We start from the raw sequence: 17,561 nt of genomic DNA on the forward strand, positions 1-17,561 counted from the left end.
TGTGCAGACGGACGGGGTGTGAACACTGAAAAGCCGGGACCTAATCTACGATATGGCGGAGATGGACGTTGATGCGCTCCATCAGCACTTCCGGTCCATCCTCCAATCGGTGCCGGATGCCATGGTCGTCATCAATGACGCCGGGATCATCACGGCTGTCAGCAAGGCGGCAGAGACCCTGTTCGGCTACGAAGCGGACCAGCTGCTCGGCCGCAATGTCAGCATCCTCATGTCGCCAACCGACAAGTCGCAGCATGACGGCTATATTTCGCGCTATCTTCGCACCGGCGAGCGCCAGATCATCGGCATTGGCCGTACGGTTACCGCAAGGCGCTCAGACGGCTCCCTGTTTCCCATCGACCTCAAGATCGGCGAAGCCAAGATCGGCGATCACTATCTCTTCACGGCATTCATGCGGGACCTGACCGAGCAGCGGCGTAATGAAACGCGCATGAAGGCCCTGCAGGCCGAGCTCGTCCATTTCTCGAGATTGAGTTCCGTTGGCACGATGGCATCTGCCCTCGCACATGAGCTGAACCAGCCGCTCACCGTCGTGACCAATTACCTCGAAGCTGCCCGCGACCTGCTCGACGCGCCGGACGAAGAAACCATGAAGATGGTGCAGGAAGCGCTGAGCGAGGCAGCGAAACAGTCTGTTCGTGCAGGCCAGATCGTCCGTAAGCTGCGGGATTATGTCTCTCGCGGCGAAGTCGAGAAGCGTCCGACAGATCTTGTCCCACTGCTCGGCGACGCCGTCGCCCTCGTCCAGACCGAAATGAGCACAGCAACAGGTGCCATCTCGGTCAGCGTGGCGGAAAGCACGCCGCATGTGATGATCGACCCGATCCAGATTCAGCAGGTTATCATCAACATCGTGCGCAACGCCATTGAGGCGATGGGGACGCAAATCGATCCGAAGATCGAAATCCGCGCGATGATCGGCGGCAATGGCATGGTCCTCGTTACCATTGAAGATAATGGCCCAGGCATAGACCGGGAGGTGTCCGAACACCTCTTCCGCCCGCTTGCCAGCTCCAAATCCACTGGCATGGGCCTTGGCCTCTCCATCTGCCGTACCATCGTCGAAGCCCATGGCGGCACCATCGAGGCAATGCCCGCAGGCGACACGGGAACGCGTTTCGCCTTCACGCTTGAACCTGTAGAAACCGACGCATGACCGATTCAGAAAAGCCACTCGTCCACCTCGTCGACGATGACGAAGCCATCCGTCATTCCGCCAGCTTCATGCTGCGCCTCGCAGGCTACCGCGTGCAGACCCATCCGGATGGCGTGAGCTTTCTGGCCAAGCTCGACGATCTGGAATCAGGCTGCGTGCTTCTCGACGTCCAGATGCCGCAGATGAACGGCCTCGCCGTGCAAAAGGCCTTGAATGAACGCGGCTGCGAAATGCCGATCATCGTCCTCACCGGGCATGGCGACGTGTCTGTCGCAGTGCAGGCCATGAAGGCCGGCGCGGTGAACTTCGTCGAAAAGCCTTATGAGAAGCAGGTCCTGCTTCAGGCGATCAATGAAGGCTTCGAACACCTCGCCAGCCTCCATCAGGGCGCAGTCCAGAAAGCCGAGGCCGAAAAGCGCCTCGCGCATCTCAGCCCGCGTGAACGCGACATCCTCGATGGCCTCGTCGACGGACTGACCAATAAGGGTATCGCCAACTCGCTCGATATCTCACCGCGCACGGTAGAGATTCACCGGGCCAACATGATGGACAAGCTGGGCGTCGATAGCCTTTCTGCCGCCCTTCGTATCGCTTTCGCCGCCGGACTTGGGGCTAGCAGCTAGGGGAACTGCCCCGGCTACCAGATACCCCGCATTTCGCCGCCGCTGCAGCCAGACTGGCTCGCAAACGCGCTATGCACGCCGCCGCCCGGCACGTCGCAGCGTCCGCCCATACCCATAGTGGCCGGGCCGAAGGCCATCTGCTGGACACCCTGGGCCAGACCGCCAGATCCAAATGGGATACGGATCTCAAGCCGCGCCGTCTCCGCCCGGAAGTCTCCGGCGCCCACACCTGCGATCCCAACCTCAAGACGCACCAGCGGGCCCCACTTGGTCTGCGCCGCCACACCGATCCGCGCATCTGCACGAAGGTCGGTATCATCCCTGCTCAGGAAGCCGCGCTCAGTCAGTAGGTCCGCGCTGTCATAGTCCCAGATAGCGTCCAACCGGCCGCTCAGCTGAAGCCAGCTGCCATCCCGGAACTCATTGCGCCACGCCACTTCAGGCCCCGCCCGGAAGCGGCCAAGGCTGATATCCTGCGACGGGATCTTGATGCCGAGGCTGTCGGTGTAGGCAGATTGCGTTTCCTTGTACTGGGTGATGCCTGCCTGCGGACGCACCGTCCACGGGCCAGAGCGCATCTCCCCCGTCACATTGGCCTGAACCATGTAGCGCTCTGTCTCGAAATCATCGCTATAGAGGCCGAGCGGGTTCACGCGGTTGTCGGATTCCCCGAACATGGCGAGGCCGTCGACGGTCAGGCTGTCTTTCACCCGCCAGACGGCATATGGACCCGCCATCCAGCCCGTGCCCTGCACCTGCGCCCCCCGCACCGCGCCAGCATCGGTGAACACTTCGCGCGCCTCATCCTCCATCCAGTCATACTGCGCCATCGCACCGACAATCAGGTCCTCACCGACCAGATAGTCCACGCCAAGCTGCACGGCCGCGAAGTCGGTCTTGGACCGCTCACCGGCCCTGTCATCGCGCACGCCAGAAGCCTCAGCCGCCAGCCAGATGTCCCAGCCATCAAGGAAAGGCGCATCCGCATTGCCGAACCGCGCCCCCGTGTCAGCCTCCTCAGCAGCGACAGCGTTGCGGGCGCCAGCCAGCGAGACACTGAAGTCCATTTGGTAGAAGCCTGCCCCCGATGCATTGGCCGACATGCCGCCCCGCTGGGCTGAGTTACGGTCAGCGAAACGGCGCGAGAGTTTCGGCGCGGCATCGATGATGCGGTCAGCCCGGCGGAACATGAAGTTGCGGATCGCGCGCTGCGTCGCGAGCCTCACGGCATCCTCATCGCGCACATTCTCAAACACGCAGACAATGCTCTCACCTGGATCGACATCCACAGTTGCCGTGTCAGTCGCCGCGTCATAGCGCGTCGCACCATCCAGATCGCCCGAACAGTTGAACGCCTTCACCCGCCAGCCCGGAGGCGCCGTCTGGGTGATGTCATAGCTGCCGAACAGGATGTCGCCGCTACTGGCGCTCGCCCGGTTATTGCGTGTCGAAAGCGTGAGACCGTCAAAGGCTGGCACGTCGGAGGTATAGGTAAAGCTCGCCTCGCCAGACGGCCCTGCCTCTGTCGCCGCAATCAGCTGCACATTACCGAAGCGTTCCTGCACGGCGACATTCACCGGCAGCTCTACCAGGATCGTACCTGCCGTCAGGCCGACGCCAACCGCGCCGCCACCGCCGGACTGAACAGGCTGACCATTAGCGCCGCCGAGCGAAGCGAGCGCAACAGGCGCATCGCCCACCGTCACCGTGACCGTGCCGACATAGTCGCCCGCACCGAGGCTGTTCACCTCATCATTGAGGCTGACCGACAGGTCGAACGTACCAAGCGGTGAAATCGTGCCAGATAGCGGCGTCACCGTAATCCACGGCACATCGACCTGCACGGTGAACGGCAAAGGCGCGCTGCCCGGATTGGAAATGGTCGCAACCGTCGCGGCCTGTTCAGGGTCAGCGATGTTGGAACTTAGGTCGATGACCACTTCAGGAATTTCGGAAACAGCGGCCAGAGACACACTCGCCTCCAGGCTATCATTACCCGCCGCATCGACACCCGCCGCTGCCGCGACCGCGATGCTGACGGTCCCTGGCGCCGATGGCGTGACCAGCGCCGTATAAACTGATCCGCTGGTCGCCGAGAAATTGCTCGCCGCTGCGTTCCCGAAAACGATATCCGCCAGCTCGAAACCCGTCACGTCCTCGGTGAAAGTAAACGTCGCTGTGAAAGCGCCTGTCGTTTCAGCGTCAGGGAAGGTGATGGAAAGGCCAGGCGGTGTTGCGTCCGCGAGGATCGAGAATTGAGCTGCCACCTTGTTGCCATTGCCCGCCGCATCCGTTGCCACATTGGCCGCGATGTTGAGCGTTACCTCACCATCGGCCGACGGCGTTATATCGGCTGTGAACACCTTCGCGCTGGTTGAGGCGAAATTCGCGAGGCTTGCGTTGCCGACTGTCACATCCTCTGCGGCAAATCCGGTGACATCTTCAGTGAAGGTGAATGTCACCGGGAAGACGCCCGGCACCGGCCCCGTTGTTGAGCTTGAGATGACGATCGATGGCCCGATGGAGTCATTGTCTACGACGATCTGATTGTTGTTCGTCCCTGTCGGCGTCTTGCTGGCGAGCCCATTGCCTGCCGCGTCCAGAAGCCCGCTTCCATCTGCGACAGCAAGCGTCACCGTCCCATTCAGATCGGCAAGGTTACCGCCCGCAAGTGTCAGCTTGTAATAATCTGCACTGATCGCTTCGAGGCTGAGCGTTGCCGTCGTACCAGAGATACTGAAGTCGGCCGCACCGACTGACGCGCTTTCCATTGGCTCGCTGAAACGCACGCCCCAGGCCAGGGTGTCGGCATCGGTCGGACTCTGCGTCCCTTCAAAAAGGTCGATGCTGGTGATGGTCGGTGCCGTATTGTCCAGCGTATAGCTGTTCTCATTCGTGCCTGACGGCTCACCGCTGAGCAGGGCATTGCCGAACTCATCCGTTGAGCCAGCCTTCATCGTGATCGTGACAGGGCCGTTCACGCTCGCAAGGTCGCCGCCCGATGCCGTCACATAAAATCCGATGCTGTAGCGTTCGACGGACAGCGTCGCCGTCGTCCCTGTCAGCGTGAATTCGCTCGTCTTCACATTATAGAGCGGCGAGATATTGCTGAACTGGAAGTCCCAGACCAGCGTATCGGCATTGGTGAATTCGTTCGTTGGAGCAGACCGCGTAATGGAAGCGAGAACAGGTCCACTATTGTCGACGGTGTATGTTTCGTCCGTGGCCGGTTCGCCCGTCAGCAGCGCGTTGCCGGAGAGGTCGGTAACGCCGAAAACGATCGGCGCTGGTGGTGCATCATCACGCGCGTCCGTGGCCCCACCGCCAAACGCCAAGTCAAGACCGACAACGCCATTATAGGACGCCAGATTCCCGCCTGAGACGGTTAGCAGGAAGCTCTCACCGGTTAGGCCCCGAAACCCTATGCGCTGCTTCTGGACCATCATGCCCATATCGCCGCCGAGTTCTCCCTTGCCTCCAAAGGTCGCGAGTGCCGTGCCTGTCGCCGTCGTACCCGTCACCTGAAAGCTACCCGTACCTACATTGCGAACGGTTTCACTGAACGTGATCTTGAAGACCAGCTCATCGGCATTGGTGTTTTCATCCAGCGGTGTGTAGCGCTCGAAAGCCGTCACCATTGGCGGGGTGGTATCATTGACCAGATCGTAAGTGTCCTGCCTGATGGCCGTTGGGTTGAAGCTGACCAGGACATTGCCAGCCACATCTGCAATGGATGATGGCGAATTGAATCCCAAAGTAACTGTCCCGTTGTAATCGGGCAGGTTCCCGCCGCTCGCGCGCACTTCAACTTGCGTCCCGCTCACATTCACTATGGTAAGGCCTGCCGTGACTGCTTCAGCCGACGCGGTGAGCGAGAACTGGTCGGATGTAATTGTTGCGAGGTCCATCGCCTCGGTGAAGGTAATCCTCCAGGTGAGTTCGTCGGAACTGGTCGTGGCACCCGATGGGTCCGCACGCTCAATAGCTTGCACGCGCGGCGCGGTCTCATCGGTCACCGTCAGCGTGCCCGATGCCGTTCCACTATTGCCTTTTGATGAGGTGAGATCGCCTGTTGTTTCGTTGTAAGTGCCCGCCTGATCCGAACTCACCAGAAGCTGCACCGTGCAGGAAGCGCCGGCCGCGACGGAGCCGCCAGAATAAGAAATGGAGCTACTGCCCGCCACCGCAGTCAGCGTGCCGCCCGTACATGTCGTCGACGCATTCGGCGAGCTATGAACAACAAGGTTGGGGCTGAGATTGTGCGCGAAGTCCAATGCTGTGGTCGCAGTTGAATTTAGCACGTTACCGATCGTGTAAGTAATCTGAGCGCTGTCATTATCGCTCGTCGAAGACGGGTTGATCGCCATGCTGAATGTTGGTGGGCTGGAAGGGGTGAAAACGCCGCCCGATAGCGTGTGGGACTCCATCGTGAATGACCCACCAGCCACCGAAAAGGAACCGCTCACCACATCGCTGTTCTGATCCTGAAAAGAATAGGAAACCGCGCAACTTGAAGACGGTCCGCCATAGGTACTGCAAGGGATCACCTGCGCGGTACCGCTGGCAGCCCCGCAACCATCGCCTGTGCAGGTCCAGCTCCAGCCCGCCGGTGTACCGCTCCCACCCGAAGTGGATTGGGTGGCGCTTACTTGAGTGTAGTCGCGCAAGTTATTGCCGAAAACAATATAGGGGACGGGATTTACGCCCTTTTCATCAAACTCGGAACAGGTAAGCGTCACCTCACTCGCGATTGTTCGAAACCCATTTCCTGCGTCTGGGCAGCTTACCTGTGCAGATGCTGCCTGTGGCAACGCAAGACTAGAAAGCGCTGCCACTAGCGAAAGGCCGACCAGGCGTTTCGGCGAAACAAGGCGTTTCAATCTGCTTAGACCCGAGGCTAGCCGATCCACCGCCGACACCCTGATCAGCCCTGCTCGTTCAGTTTCAGAGTTGGACATGTGCGTCCCCCCACCCAGTCTGGTCCCGAGTGCGAGGCTAGAGGCCCGGAACGAGGCGTGCATCACCCGAACGGGTGGTCGGAGGGGATTAATCTCGCCATTCGTGCACTGAGCACATGGCAGACGTGTTCGGCGTTAAGGCGAAGGTCGAGGGCCGCGCCGTCGAAATCGAAGGCGCGGCCTAAGCTTGTCTATTCGGCAGCAACCATCTTTGGCTCATCGGGCCGGACCGCCCGGCGGATCACGTCGAAATAATCCTTCGAGATACAGTCATAGCCATCATAATAGCCGCGCTCACTGAGCAGCCTGTGCAAGCGGCCGAGCCTGTAGGGCGGCACGCTAGCAAGCAGGTGATGCTCGAGGTGATAATTCACATCATTCGGAGCTACGATCACGCGCTGCCAGAGTGGCGCGACCGTCGTGCCGGTATTCAGCCGGGCATCGAGGCTGGTGCGGTCCAGCGCCGTGCCATGCTCGCCAATCTGGCGAAGACGCACGATGGCCGGAAACACAAAGAGGCGCGCCGCCCACCACATGAGATATGCCCAAGGCGCACCAACCAGTGTGAGTGTGCCGAGCAACGCAATGTGAAACATCAACCAGGGATAATTGCGCGAAAGCTTGAACTTTCTGAGGTCATTCATCGTGTCGCGAAAACCGGTCTGGCCGGTGAAATCACGGATGAATTTGCGCTTCAGGCTCGACTTGGAGACCGGGTAGTTCTTCACAAAGCCGATGTCCGGATCGTTCGGCGTGCCCGCAAACTTGTGGTGCTTCAAATGGTAGGCGCGGTAAGCCTTGAGCGAGGTGTTCATGGGTGCGCCGGCAAGCCAGTGTCCGACGAACTCATCGACTTTCGGGCTTTTGAAGAAAGCGTGGTGGGCGCAGTCATGGTTCAGAACGCCGAGGCCAAGCTGGCGCCCACCAAGGAGGATAATTCCAGCAAGGATCGTCAGCGGGTTCGGCCAGATAATCGCAATCGCGAATGCAAAGACGATCATGCCCCAATTGAAGGCAAGGCCGCCAAGGGCCCGCAAATTCGATTTCTTCTGAAAGGCACGCAGCTCACTCTTTGACAGCGCTTGCGAAAGCTTCATTCCCTGTTGCATGAGCGGACTCCTGATACCTAGCCTTTCACGTTTGTTACATATATAAGAAGTTTCTGTCAAATGTCGTATTATTTTAAACCTCTCGACAGAAACAACATGACGGCCCGCGCGATGGTGCTGTCCCTGCTCTCAAGCCGACGAAGCGAGCCAGAGACGATTTCGCGTCTCATACAAGCGGCGAGCCTTTTCGATATCGAAGCTTCCACCCTGCGCGTCGCGGTCACCCGGCTTATCAAGGACGGCCTTCTCGAAAGCCCATCGCGCGGCCTCTATCAGCCCGGTCCGAAATCGCGCTCACTCGTGCGCCGGTTGCAGGACTGGCAGAATGTGGACAGCAAGATTGTGCGCTGGGATGGCGGCTGGCTTATTGCGCTGACCCAGCATCTTGGACGGACTGATCGCAAGCAGCTCACCGCCCGCGAGCGTGCATTGGGCCTTTCAGGCTATAGACGCACGCCCGAAGGGGTCTGGGCGCGCCCGGCAAACCTGTCACAGCCTCTGGATGAGCATAGGCGCGAGCTTATCGCTATCGGCGCGGATGAAGACATTCTGTTGCTCCATGCCGACGCAATTGAAATGCCAGATGCATCCGTATGGCCAGATCTCTGGTCAGCTGATGAGCTTGCCGCAACCTATGTCGAGGCGACACGCGCCATGAAGGACAGCCTCGAGCGGCTTGGGGCCCTCCCAGTGCCGGACGCTGCCCGTGAGTCCCTGCTCATCGGGCAGGCCGTCATCCGCCTAATTAACTATGACCCGCTTCTGCCACCGGAATTGGTGGACCAGAAGGGGTTCCTCAACATGGTCGAGACCATGCGCCGGTATAATGAGGCGGGCCAGAAGAGCTGGCAGGCCTTCTTCGCGATGGCCTGAGGTCTAGTCGCAGTGCCAGCAGGTCGCATAAGGCGTGTAACCGATTGGCCCGCCCGGTGGCAGCGCCTTCGCGGTCACAGCTGGCGGATCGATATCGGCCGGGGCGTCGAGGAAATCCTCAATGCGGCCACTGAGCCAGACCGCATGACTATCGCGCCTGCTTTCAAGCGCCCCTAAAAGATCCTCCAGGCCGGCAGAAGCAGACGCCTTTACGACGGCCGTCGTGTCGGCACCTGCAAGGTCCATCAGGGCGAAGGCGTAGCGCGCCCGAACGGCTTCAGCGATGGGCCGCGTTCGCGCCGAGTTGGGTGTTGCGATCACCGCCTGCTGGATGCGCGCGAACACGTCGCTTGCCCCCGGGTTTGCAGGATCGCGGCGGTTGAACTCGATCAGGCGCGCAACGCGCTGCGGCTCCAGAAGGATGCCGAATGTCGTCGCGGCGGCGGTATCGGCTGCGGCGATCAGATCGAAGGCGGGGCTCGCCGATCCGGCGAACTGTTCGCGGTCCCAATCGGCCAGCGCATAATTCGCCATGCCAGGCGTCAGCAGGTTTAGAACCTCGTCACTAAGATCAAGACGCGAGGGCGCCACTGTTTCCAGAAGCACATCCAGTGCCTCCAGCTGGCGTTCCGGCGAGACGATCTCTGCCGCAGGCTGGCCATCGCCGCGCTCTCCATAATTGAAGCTCATACCGCCAACGAGCTTGGCCGCGGCGGCCGTCTGATAGCGGTGATAGAGGTAGATGGGCACGATCACATCGTTGAGGTCAGACAGGGGCTGGCCTTGTTGCACGCGGTCCTCGCCGAAATTCTCCAGTGCGATGCGCCTGATTTCCAGCGTCTCACGGAGCGCGGCGACTGGGTCTGGCCCGTTGTCCCAGATATTGCCGAGGGGGTGGCCAGTAGACGCGCTCCGCGCATCCTGGTCGGCGACATAGATAAGGCCATTGGACCGCGCCTCCAGGACGAGGTTATCGCGCTCCTGCTCGGTCAGGTCGCCATAGAGCCACGTCGCCGTGAACTTGTCCCAGCTGCCAATGCCGACACCGTAGACATTGCTGAAGTCCAGCGCGCCGCGCCGGACCCGAACATCAGGGGCCGGATAGTCCATGACAGAGCCTTTGCCATAAGTGCTTGCCGCAAAATTGTGCTGGAAGCCGAGCGCATGGCCGATCTCGTGGGCCGAGAGCTGGCGGATGCGGGCAAGGGCAAGCTCGACAGGGTCGGTTTCAGATCCCGTGCCCGTCTCTCCGGTCCCCGTCAGGCCTTCAAAGATCATCCGGTCCTGTCGCACGCGCAGCGAGCCAAGAATGACATGGCCTTTTAGCATCTCCCCTGTGCGCGGGTCGGAAATGCCACCACCATAGGACCAGCCGCGCGTCTGGCGGTGGACCCACTGGACGACATTGTAGCGGATATCGAGCGGGTGCGCGTCTTCAGGCAGAACTTCGACGCGGTAGCCGTCTGGGTAGCCAGCGGCTGCGAACGCATCAGCCCACCAGCGGGCGCCGTCGAGAAGCGCGTCCTGTATCTGGGGCGGCGCGCCGCTATCGATGTAGAAGACGATCGGATTGATTGTCTCGCCTGCGTCATTCTTCTGCAGGCGGTAGCGCCGGGCCAGCCGCGTGACGACCGGCTCTGCAAGGCCTGCGCTATAATCGAAGCGAACCTGATCAATGATGCCTGCACGCGGGTCGGACTCGATCGGCGTGTAGCCCTCTTCGGGCAGGCGTACGAAGGAGTGATGCTGGACCAGTGTCATGTCGGTCCCGTTGGCTGCCGTGGTTGCGACCTCGCGCCCGGGATCGCTGCTCGACAGGGTCAGGAACACGTCGATTTCGACATTGTCCGGAAAAGCGAGGATGCCGTCCGGATCGACCATTGAACGGTCTTCCTTCAGGCTGAATGTGCCTTGGCCAGCATCCTTCAAATGCTGGACGAGGTTCAGCCGGTCGCCGGTTAGAAAGCCGGTCATGTCGAAGGAAACAGAGCCCGCGCTCTGCGAGGTAATGTCTGCAGCGGCGACGAACGAATTTGCAAAGCTCTCAGCCACGGCCCGCGCTTCCAGCGGATTTTCAGGGTTTGCCCGATAGGTCTGGTTTTCGACCTCCAGAACGACCCGGTTGCCGATCTTGCGGAAGACGAGGATTTCGCCGCTGGAGCCCCATCCCCGGTCGAGTCCTACCGGGTTGGACCCAAGGCCAGCTTTCAGCCTGACGGCATGGATCATCCGCAGCATGACGCCGTCATCGCCGGGCGGAGGCAGCGTCGCGATGACCTTGTTCTCATCATTGATCGCCAGGTCGAAGAAGCCGTTGCCGTCGCCGCCGCCCGACTGCGCGCCTGCGGGCGGCGACAGGGCAAGTATCAGAGCTGCGAGTAATCCGGTCACGATCTGGCGCAAGGGGGCGTCTCCTTCTGGCTGGTGGCCGACCCTAAGGTCATTGGCGACGAGATGTCGAGCGCCTGCCGCGCGGGAAAGCGCCACGGCAGATTGTCATGGGCAAGGCTTCCTGCGAACTTGCCGCCAGACACAGGGAGACAGAGCAGATGGCAGACCTCGCAAGCAGGCTATTCGATTTTACCGGCAAGACGGTCCTGGTGACGGGCGGCAGCCGTGGGCTTGGCTACCAGATGGTGAAAGCCTTTGCTGAGCAGGGCGCCGATACGATCATCGTCAGCCGCAAGCTCGACGCCTGCGAAGAAGTTGCCGAAGAGGTCCGCAGTCTCGGACGCAAGGCTCTGGCCCTGAGCGCCCATTGCGGCAAGTGGGAAGAGATCGACCCAATGATCGACAAGGCCTATGACGCCTTTGGCAAGATCGACATCCTCATCAACAATGCGGGCATGAGCCCGCGCGTGCCGAGCCACGAGGTCGAGGAAAGTCTGTTCGACAGCGTGCTGAACCTCAACTTCAAGGGCCCCTTCCGGATCGGCGCGAAGATCGGCAAGCGCATGGCCGACGGTGATGGCGGATCAATCATCAACATCTCCTCGACCGGCGCGCTCATGCCTCTTCCGCAGGTCGTTCCCTATAGCGGCGCGAAGGCCGCGCTGAACGCGATGACGGTCTCCTTTGCCCGCGAGTACGGGCCGAAAGTGCGCGTGAATACGATTTCTGCCGGCCCGTTCCTGACCGACATTTCGAAGGCGTGGCCCGAAGAGATGCGCCAGTCTGCTGACAATGCGCTCGGACGCCCCGGCAAGCCCGAAGAGATCGTCACCGCCGCGCTCTGCCTCGCAAGCGATGCATCGAGCTTTACGACGGGGACGATCCTGCGCGTCGACGGCGGCAGCTAGGACAGGCGGGCACTCCAGCCATATCGACAAATCAGGCTGCTCCGTGCAGGCTCTGCCCCATGACGCTGCGGGGCACGACATGAAACTATCCTTCGGGCCTGGCGCACTTGTCGCCGCCGCCTTTATCGGGCCGGGCACGGTCACTGCCTGCACCGTTGCCGGGGCGAGTTTCGGGCATGCGCTCGTCTGGGCGCTGGTCTTTGCGACGCTTGCGACCATTGTGCTGCAGGACATGGCGGCGCGGCTTGGCGCAGGCGCGCGGCGCGGTCTCGGCGAAGCGCTGATGGCCAGCGTCAGCGGCCCCATCGGCAAGGCGGGCGCAGCGGTTCTGGTCCTGCTCGCGATTGGCGTCGGCAATGCGGCCTATGAAGGCGGCAACCTCGCAGGCGGTGTCATGGGGCTGGAAGCGCTGCTTGGTGAGGGCACGCGGCGGCTTCTGGTGGCAGGTCTCGCCATCATCGCGGCAGGCGTGTTGCTGATCGGTGCCTACAAGCCCATCGAGCGTATCCTGATCGGGCTCGTCCTCGTGATGAGCCTCGCCTTCATCATCTCGGCCATTCTCGTGCGACCGGACCTTTCGACTTTTGCAGCGGGCCTTGTGCCATCGATACCGGACGGCGCGCAGCTCACAGCCGTTGCGCTGATCGGCACGACGATCGTGCCCTACAACCTTTTCCTGCACGCGGCGGCGGCGCGAAACCACTGGACCGATGCCAGCAAGCTCAGCGAGGCGCGGCGCGACTCTGCCATTTCCATCGGGCTCGGCGGGCTTGTCTCCATCCTGATCCTGTCGACAGCAGCGGGTAGCCTGTTCGTGGCGGGCATGGAGGTCAGCAATGCGCGCGACATGGCGATCGCGCTGGAACCGGCTTTCGGTCCGACGGCGCGCTATCTCGTTGGCATCGGCCTCTTCGCAGCTGGCCTCACCTCAGCCATCACAGCCCCGATGGCGACCGCCTATGCCATCACCGAGATGTTTCCGGCCAAATCGGAAAGCGGACAAACCGGACGCTTCCGCGCGATCGCCCTGACCATTGTCGCCATCGGCGCGGCTATCTCACTGCTTGGTATCGATGCGGTTTCCCTGATTGTGACTGCGCAGGCAGCCAATGGACTGCTCCTGCCAATCATCGCGGTATTTCTTCTCTATGTGATGAACCGCAAGGCTCTGCTCGGCGATAGCGTGAACGGGCTCGCGGCCAACATTGCGGGCGGGCTGGTCATCCTGATCACGCTGATGATCGGCCTTCGCGGCATCTGGAGAGCACTCAGCACGGTGCTTGGCGCATGAGTGGCTGGCAGTTCTGGATTGATCGGGGCGGCACGTTCACCGACATCGTCGCTCGCACACCCCAGGGACGCTATGAGCTTCTGAAGCTCCTCAGTGAAAATCCCGGCGCCTATGAGGACGCCGCCATTGAGGGCATCCGGCGGTCGCTCAATGCGCCGGAAGGACGGCCACTCCCCTTCCACGAAATCGATCAGGTCCGCATGGGCACGACCGTTGCCACCAATGCGCTGCTGGAGCGGAAAGGCGCGCCGACCCTCTTCGTCGTGAATGAGGGGTTCGGCGACCTGCTGATCATCGGGCGCCAGTCGAGACCGCGTCTGTTTGACCTCGATATCCAGCGCCCCGCCCCGCTCAATGACGACGTCCTCGAAATCGGCGCTCGCATCGATCTTGATGGCGACTTCCTGCAGCCGCTGGATGAAAAAGCCGTTGCGAAAGCCCTGTCAGAGGCGCGCCAGCGCGGCCTCGAGACTTGCGCAATTTCTCTGCTTCACGCATGGAAACACCTAGAACTTGAGCAGCAGGTGGGCGCACTCGCCCGGCAGGCCGGGTTCGAGACGGTGACGCTCAGCCATGAAGCCGACCCGCTGGCGGGCTATGTCGCGCGCTCTGCCACCGCCGTGGCTGACGCTTACCTCACCCCGGTCCTGCAACGCTATGTAGATCAGGTGGCAAGCCGTCTTGGCGACGCATCGCTTCATTTCATGCAGTCTAATGGAGGCCTGATGGAAGCGAGCCGCTTCCGGGGGCGCGATGCGGTCCTGTCAGGTCCCGCTGGCGGCGTCGTTGGCGCGGCAAAGACCGCAGCCGCGCTAGGTCATGACCGGATCATCGGCTTCGATATGGGCGGCACATCAACCGATATCTCTGTCTATGATGGGCAGTTTGAGCGCGTCACCGAAACCGAAGTTGCCGGTGCGCCGCTCCGCGTGCCCATGATGGACATTCATACCGTTGCCGCAGGCGGCGGATCGGTCCTTCGCTTTGATCAGGGCCAGCTGCAGGCAGGTCCGCAAAGCGCAGGCGCAAATCCTGGCCCTGCTGCCTACAGGCGGGGTGGCCCGCTGACCGTCACCGATGCAAACATCCTGCTTGGCCGGATCCAGCCAAGCGCCTTTCCGCCCGTCTTCGGGCCGGAGCAGGATCAGCCGCTCGAGCTTGATGCGGTGCGCACCGGCTTCGATCAGATGGCGCGGGAAGTTGAGGCAGAAACAGGGCTCGCCCGATCCCCGGAAGAGCTTGCAGCCGGTTTCCTGCAGATCGCGGTCGCAAACATGGCTCGCGCGATCCGTAAGGTGACGCTGGAAAAAGGCCGCGACCCAGCCGACTTTGCGCTGCAGGCTTTCGGCGGCGCTGGCGGCCAGCATGCCTGTCTCGTTGCGGATGAACTCGACATACAGACCGTCATTATCCACCCCCTGGCAGGCGTCCTGTCAGCGCTTGGCATCGGCCTTTCAGATGAAATCGATATTGCCCGGGCCTCCGTCGAAGAAACGCTCAATGACCAGTCGCTCGAGCGCGCCCACACGCGGATCGAAGGCCTGAAGGGCCAGCAGCGCGAAAGACTTGGCGCTGGCGAACTTTTTTGGACCGTCAGTGCGGCAATCCGCTATGCCGGGACCGATACGAGCCTGCCTGTAGAGTTTGGCGACCTGGCCTCAATGCGAGAGGCATTCGAGACGCTTCACGAAGCGCGTTTCGGCTTCAGGACCGCTGGGCGCGAAATGGTCCTCGAATCCCTCACCTGCGAAGCGCGCCGCCCGGCTCCCGCGTTTGAGAAGGCGCCGCCAGAAGCGAGTAGCGCACCCGGCGAGCAGAAAACGGTCAAGCTCTGGAGCCGCGGCGAGGAGGTCGATGCGCCTATGATTGCGCGTGCCGCCCTGTCACCCGGCAGGGAGATCGAAGGCCCCGCCCTCATCACAGAAGAAACCGGCACGACCGTCATCGACGCCGGCTGGTCGGCACGCGTCGCGCCCGGCGGCGAAATCATCATGAAGCGGAGTGGCGCCGCAAGGCGAGAGCTGGTCCAGGCCACCGACACACCAGACCCGGTGCTCCTGTCGCTGTTCAACAACATGTTCATGGCAATCGCAGAGCGGATGGGCGCGGTGCTGCGCGACACAGCGACCAGCGTGAACATCAAGGAGCGGCTGGACTTCTCATGCGCCGTCTTTGACGAGCAGGGCCGCCTCCTCGCCAATGCGCCTCATATGCCGGTTCACCTGGGCGCGATGGGCGAAAGCGTCCGAACCGTCCTCAAAAGCCGCGGGGCGAGCCTGAAGCCCGGCGACATGATCTGCCTCAACAATCCGTTCAACGGCGGCACGCACCTGCCAGACATTACCGTCATCGCGCCAGTGTTCGACAAGGACGGAAAGGACATTCGCTTCTTTGTCGCCAATCGCGGACATCACGCTGACATTGGCGGGCTGACCCCCGGGTCGACTCCGGCGCGCGCCACGAAACTGGAAGAGGAAGGCGTCGTCATCGACGATTTCCTACTGCTCAGCGAAGGCGAGTTTCGCGAAGATGCCCTGCGCCAGATGCTCAGCGATGCGCTATGGCCTGCCCGCAAACCGGATCAGAACGTCGCCGACCTCCGCGCACAGATGGCCGCAAATATCGCTGGCGCGAAGGACCTGCTCGCCATGATCGATCGGTATGGCCGCAAAGGCGTCACCTCCTATGCAGGCCACGTCCTCGACAATGCCGAAGAGAGCGTGCGCCGGGTTATCGACCGGCTGAGCGATGGCGAGATGCAGATCACGATGGATGATGGCCTGCCGCTCTGCGTCTCGATCAAGGTCGACAGAGAGGCCCGGTCAGCGACAATCGATTTCACTGGCACGGGCCCACAGCGTCCCGGCAATTTCAACGCCCCGCCCGTGGTATGCCGCTCTGCTGTGCTCTACGCGTTCCGCTGCCTTGTGGCAGATGAATTGCCGCTCAATGAGGGCTGCATGCGCCCCCTGGAGCTGGTGATACCGGAAGGGTCTTTCCTGTCTCCGTCGCATGGCGCGGCCGTCGTGGCAGGTAATACGGAAGTCAGCCAGGCGGTCTGCAATGTATTGTTCGGCGCCATGGGCGTCAGCGCGGCAGCGCAAGGCACGATGAACAATCTGCTCTTCGGCAATGATGACTACCAATACTACGAAACGATCTGCGGCGGCAGCGGCGCAGGACCGGGCTTCAACGGCACGTCCGGCGTACACACGCACATGACAAATACCCGCATCACCGATCCTGAAATCATGGAGATGACCTACCCGCTGCGTCTTGAGCGCTTCTCATTGCGTCGCGGCTCCGGCGGAAATGGCGAACATCGCGGCGGAGACGGCGTCGTACGCACCATCCGCGCGCTGTCCGAGACAGTCTGCACGCTCGTCTCTTCGTCGCGCCAGACCGCACCTTTCGGCCTCGAAGGGGGCGGGGATGCAAGTTGCGGACGTCAATGGATCGTGCGGGCTGATGGCCGCCGCGACACGATTGAAGGCATCGTCACACAAGACATGCAAGCTGGCGACACGATCACGATCGAGACTCCAGGCGGCGGCGGCTATGGCCGCCTCAAGCAGAATTGATCGATTTTTTTGGTCAACTCTCTGGCAGGCCACCGCCAAGCGGACTAGTCTAACCCATGTTAAGGCCCGGATGAGGGGGGCCGCAGCCATCGTGGCACAGGCCAAGCCTGACTAGTCGGCTCGCGCGCTCAGCAAGCGTCCATCGCTTCGAACCGGTGTCTTTCGCAGTGCGAGAGGAGGATCAGCGCATGGCAGAACTCAAGGTCAACGGGCAAACCGTAAGCGTCGACGCAGAAGAGAACACACCGCTTCTCTGGGTGCTGCGTGAACATCTGGGGCTGACGGGCGCAAAATATGGATGCGGCATCGCCCAATGCGGCACGTGCACGATCCACATTGATGGCCAGCCTGTCCGCTCCTGTACCTACCCGGTCGGCGCGCTCTCGGGCGAAGAGGAAATCACCACGATTGAGGGCCTGTCCGAAGATGGCAGCCACCCTGTGCAGCAGGCATGGGTCGAACTCGACATTCCTCAATGCGGTTACTGCCAGCCCGGCATGATCATGGCGGTCGCAGGCCTCCTGAACAACACGCCGGACCCAACCGATGAGGACATCGACGCGCAGGTCACGAATATCTGCCGCTGCGGGACGCTCGCACGGGTGCGCAAAGGCATCCACCTCGCCAAGACGAAAAAAGCCTGAGGGAGG

The 17,561-nt window shown here is 61.6% G+C and carries 10 protein-coding genes; 7 read left to right on the forward strand and 3 right to left on the reverse strand.

The genetic code is table 11. The features are described 5' to 3' along the window. Window positions 1-52 precede the first annotated feature (52 nt). Window positions 53-1,177, forward strand: a complete 1,125-nt coding sequence (locus D1222_RS03665; protein WP_119452863.1) for a PAS domain-containing sensor histidine kinase — start codon at window positions 53-55, stop codon at window positions 1,175-1,177. Next, entirely contained in the window at window positions 1,174-1,800 is a 627-nt protein-coding gene (locus tag D1222_RS03670; RefSeq protein ID WP_119452864.1) for a response regulator transcription factor, read from the forward strand. The genes D1222_RS03665 and D1222_RS03670 overlap by 4 nt, the downstream gene beginning before the upstream one ends. Window positions 1,801-1,814: 14 nt before the next feature. Here D1222_RS03670 and D1222_RS03675 read toward each other — a convergent pair whose 3' ends face one another. Both D1222_RS03675 and D1222_RS03680 read right to left on the reverse strand, forming a co-directional pair. Continuing rightward, on the reverse strand, window positions 1,815-6,266 hold the full coding sequence (locus tag D1222_RS03675; protein WP_147371810.1) for a DUF7933 domain-containing protein: 4,452 nt from the start codon (window positions 6,264-6,266) through the stop codon (window positions 1,815-1,817). Window positions 6,267-6,949: 683 nt separating this feature from the next. Beyond that, on the reverse strand, window positions 6,950-7,867 hold the full coding sequence (locus D1222_RS03680; RefSeq protein WP_119452866.1) for a fatty acid desaturase family protein: 918 nt from the start codon (window positions 7,865-7,867) through the stop codon (window positions 6,950-6,952). A gap of 60 nt (window positions 7,868-7,927) precedes the next feature. Here D1222_RS03680 and D1222_RS03685 point away from each other — a divergent pair, with 60 nt between their 5' ends. Continuing rightward, window positions 7,928-8,740 (forward strand): hypothetical protein, encoded by an 813-nt coding sequence (locus D1222_RS03685; RefSeq protein WP_233348498.1) that lies wholly within the window; start codon window positions 7,928-7,930, stop codon window positions 8,738-8,740. A gap of 3 nt (window positions 8,741-8,743) precedes the next feature. On the opposite strand, the gene D1222_RS03690 is transcribed toward D1222_RS03685, so the two are convergent. Beyond that, window positions 8,744-11,143, reverse strand: a complete 2,400-nt coding sequence (locus D1222_RS03690; RefSeq protein ID WP_119452867.1) for a zinc-dependent metalloprotease — start codon at window positions 11,141-11,143, stop codon at window positions 8,744-8,746. Window positions 11,144-11,289: 146 nt separating this feature from the next. Between D1222_RS03690 and D1222_RS03695 the strand changes: the two genes are divergently transcribed. From D1222_RS03695 to D1222_RS03710, 4 genes are all read left to right on the forward strand, one after another. Then, complete coding sequence (locus D1222_RS03695; RefSeq protein WP_119453711.1) at window positions 11,290-12,039, forward strand: SDR family NAD(P)-dependent oxidoreductase; 750 nt, start codon at window positions 11,290-11,292, stop codon at window positions 12,037-12,039. A gap of 79 nt (window positions 12,040-12,118) precedes the next feature. Further along, the gene (locus D1222_RS03700) at window positions 12,119-13,330 is read left to right on the forward strand and encodes an NRAMP family divalent metal transporter (protein WP_119452868.1); all 1,212 of its coding nucleotides are present in this window, start codon (window positions 12,119-12,121) and stop codon (window positions 13,328-13,330) included. Continuing rightward, window positions 13,327-16,911: a hydantoinase B/oxoprolinase family protein gene (locus D1222_RS03705; RefSeq protein ID WP_119452869.1), complete on the forward strand. Its 3,585-nt coding sequence runs from the start codon at window positions 13,327-13,329 to the stop codon at window positions 16,909-16,911. Before D1222_RS03700 ends, D1222_RS03705 begins: the two co-directional genes overlap by 4 nt. A 188-nt stretch (window positions 16,912-17,099) precedes the next feature. After that, complete coding sequence (locus D1222_RS03710) at window positions 17,100-17,555, forward strand: (2Fe-2S)-binding protein (protein ID WP_233348499.1); 456 nt, start codon at window positions 17,100-17,102, stop codon at window positions 17,553-17,555. Window positions 17,556-17,561 lie beyond the last annotated feature (6 nt).

It is taken from the genome of Henriciella algicola (assembly GCF_003576245.1).
GTDB classification, from domain to species: domain Bacteria; phylum Pseudomonadota; class Alphaproteobacteria; order Caulobacterales; family Hyphomonadaceae; genus Henriciella; species Henriciella algicola.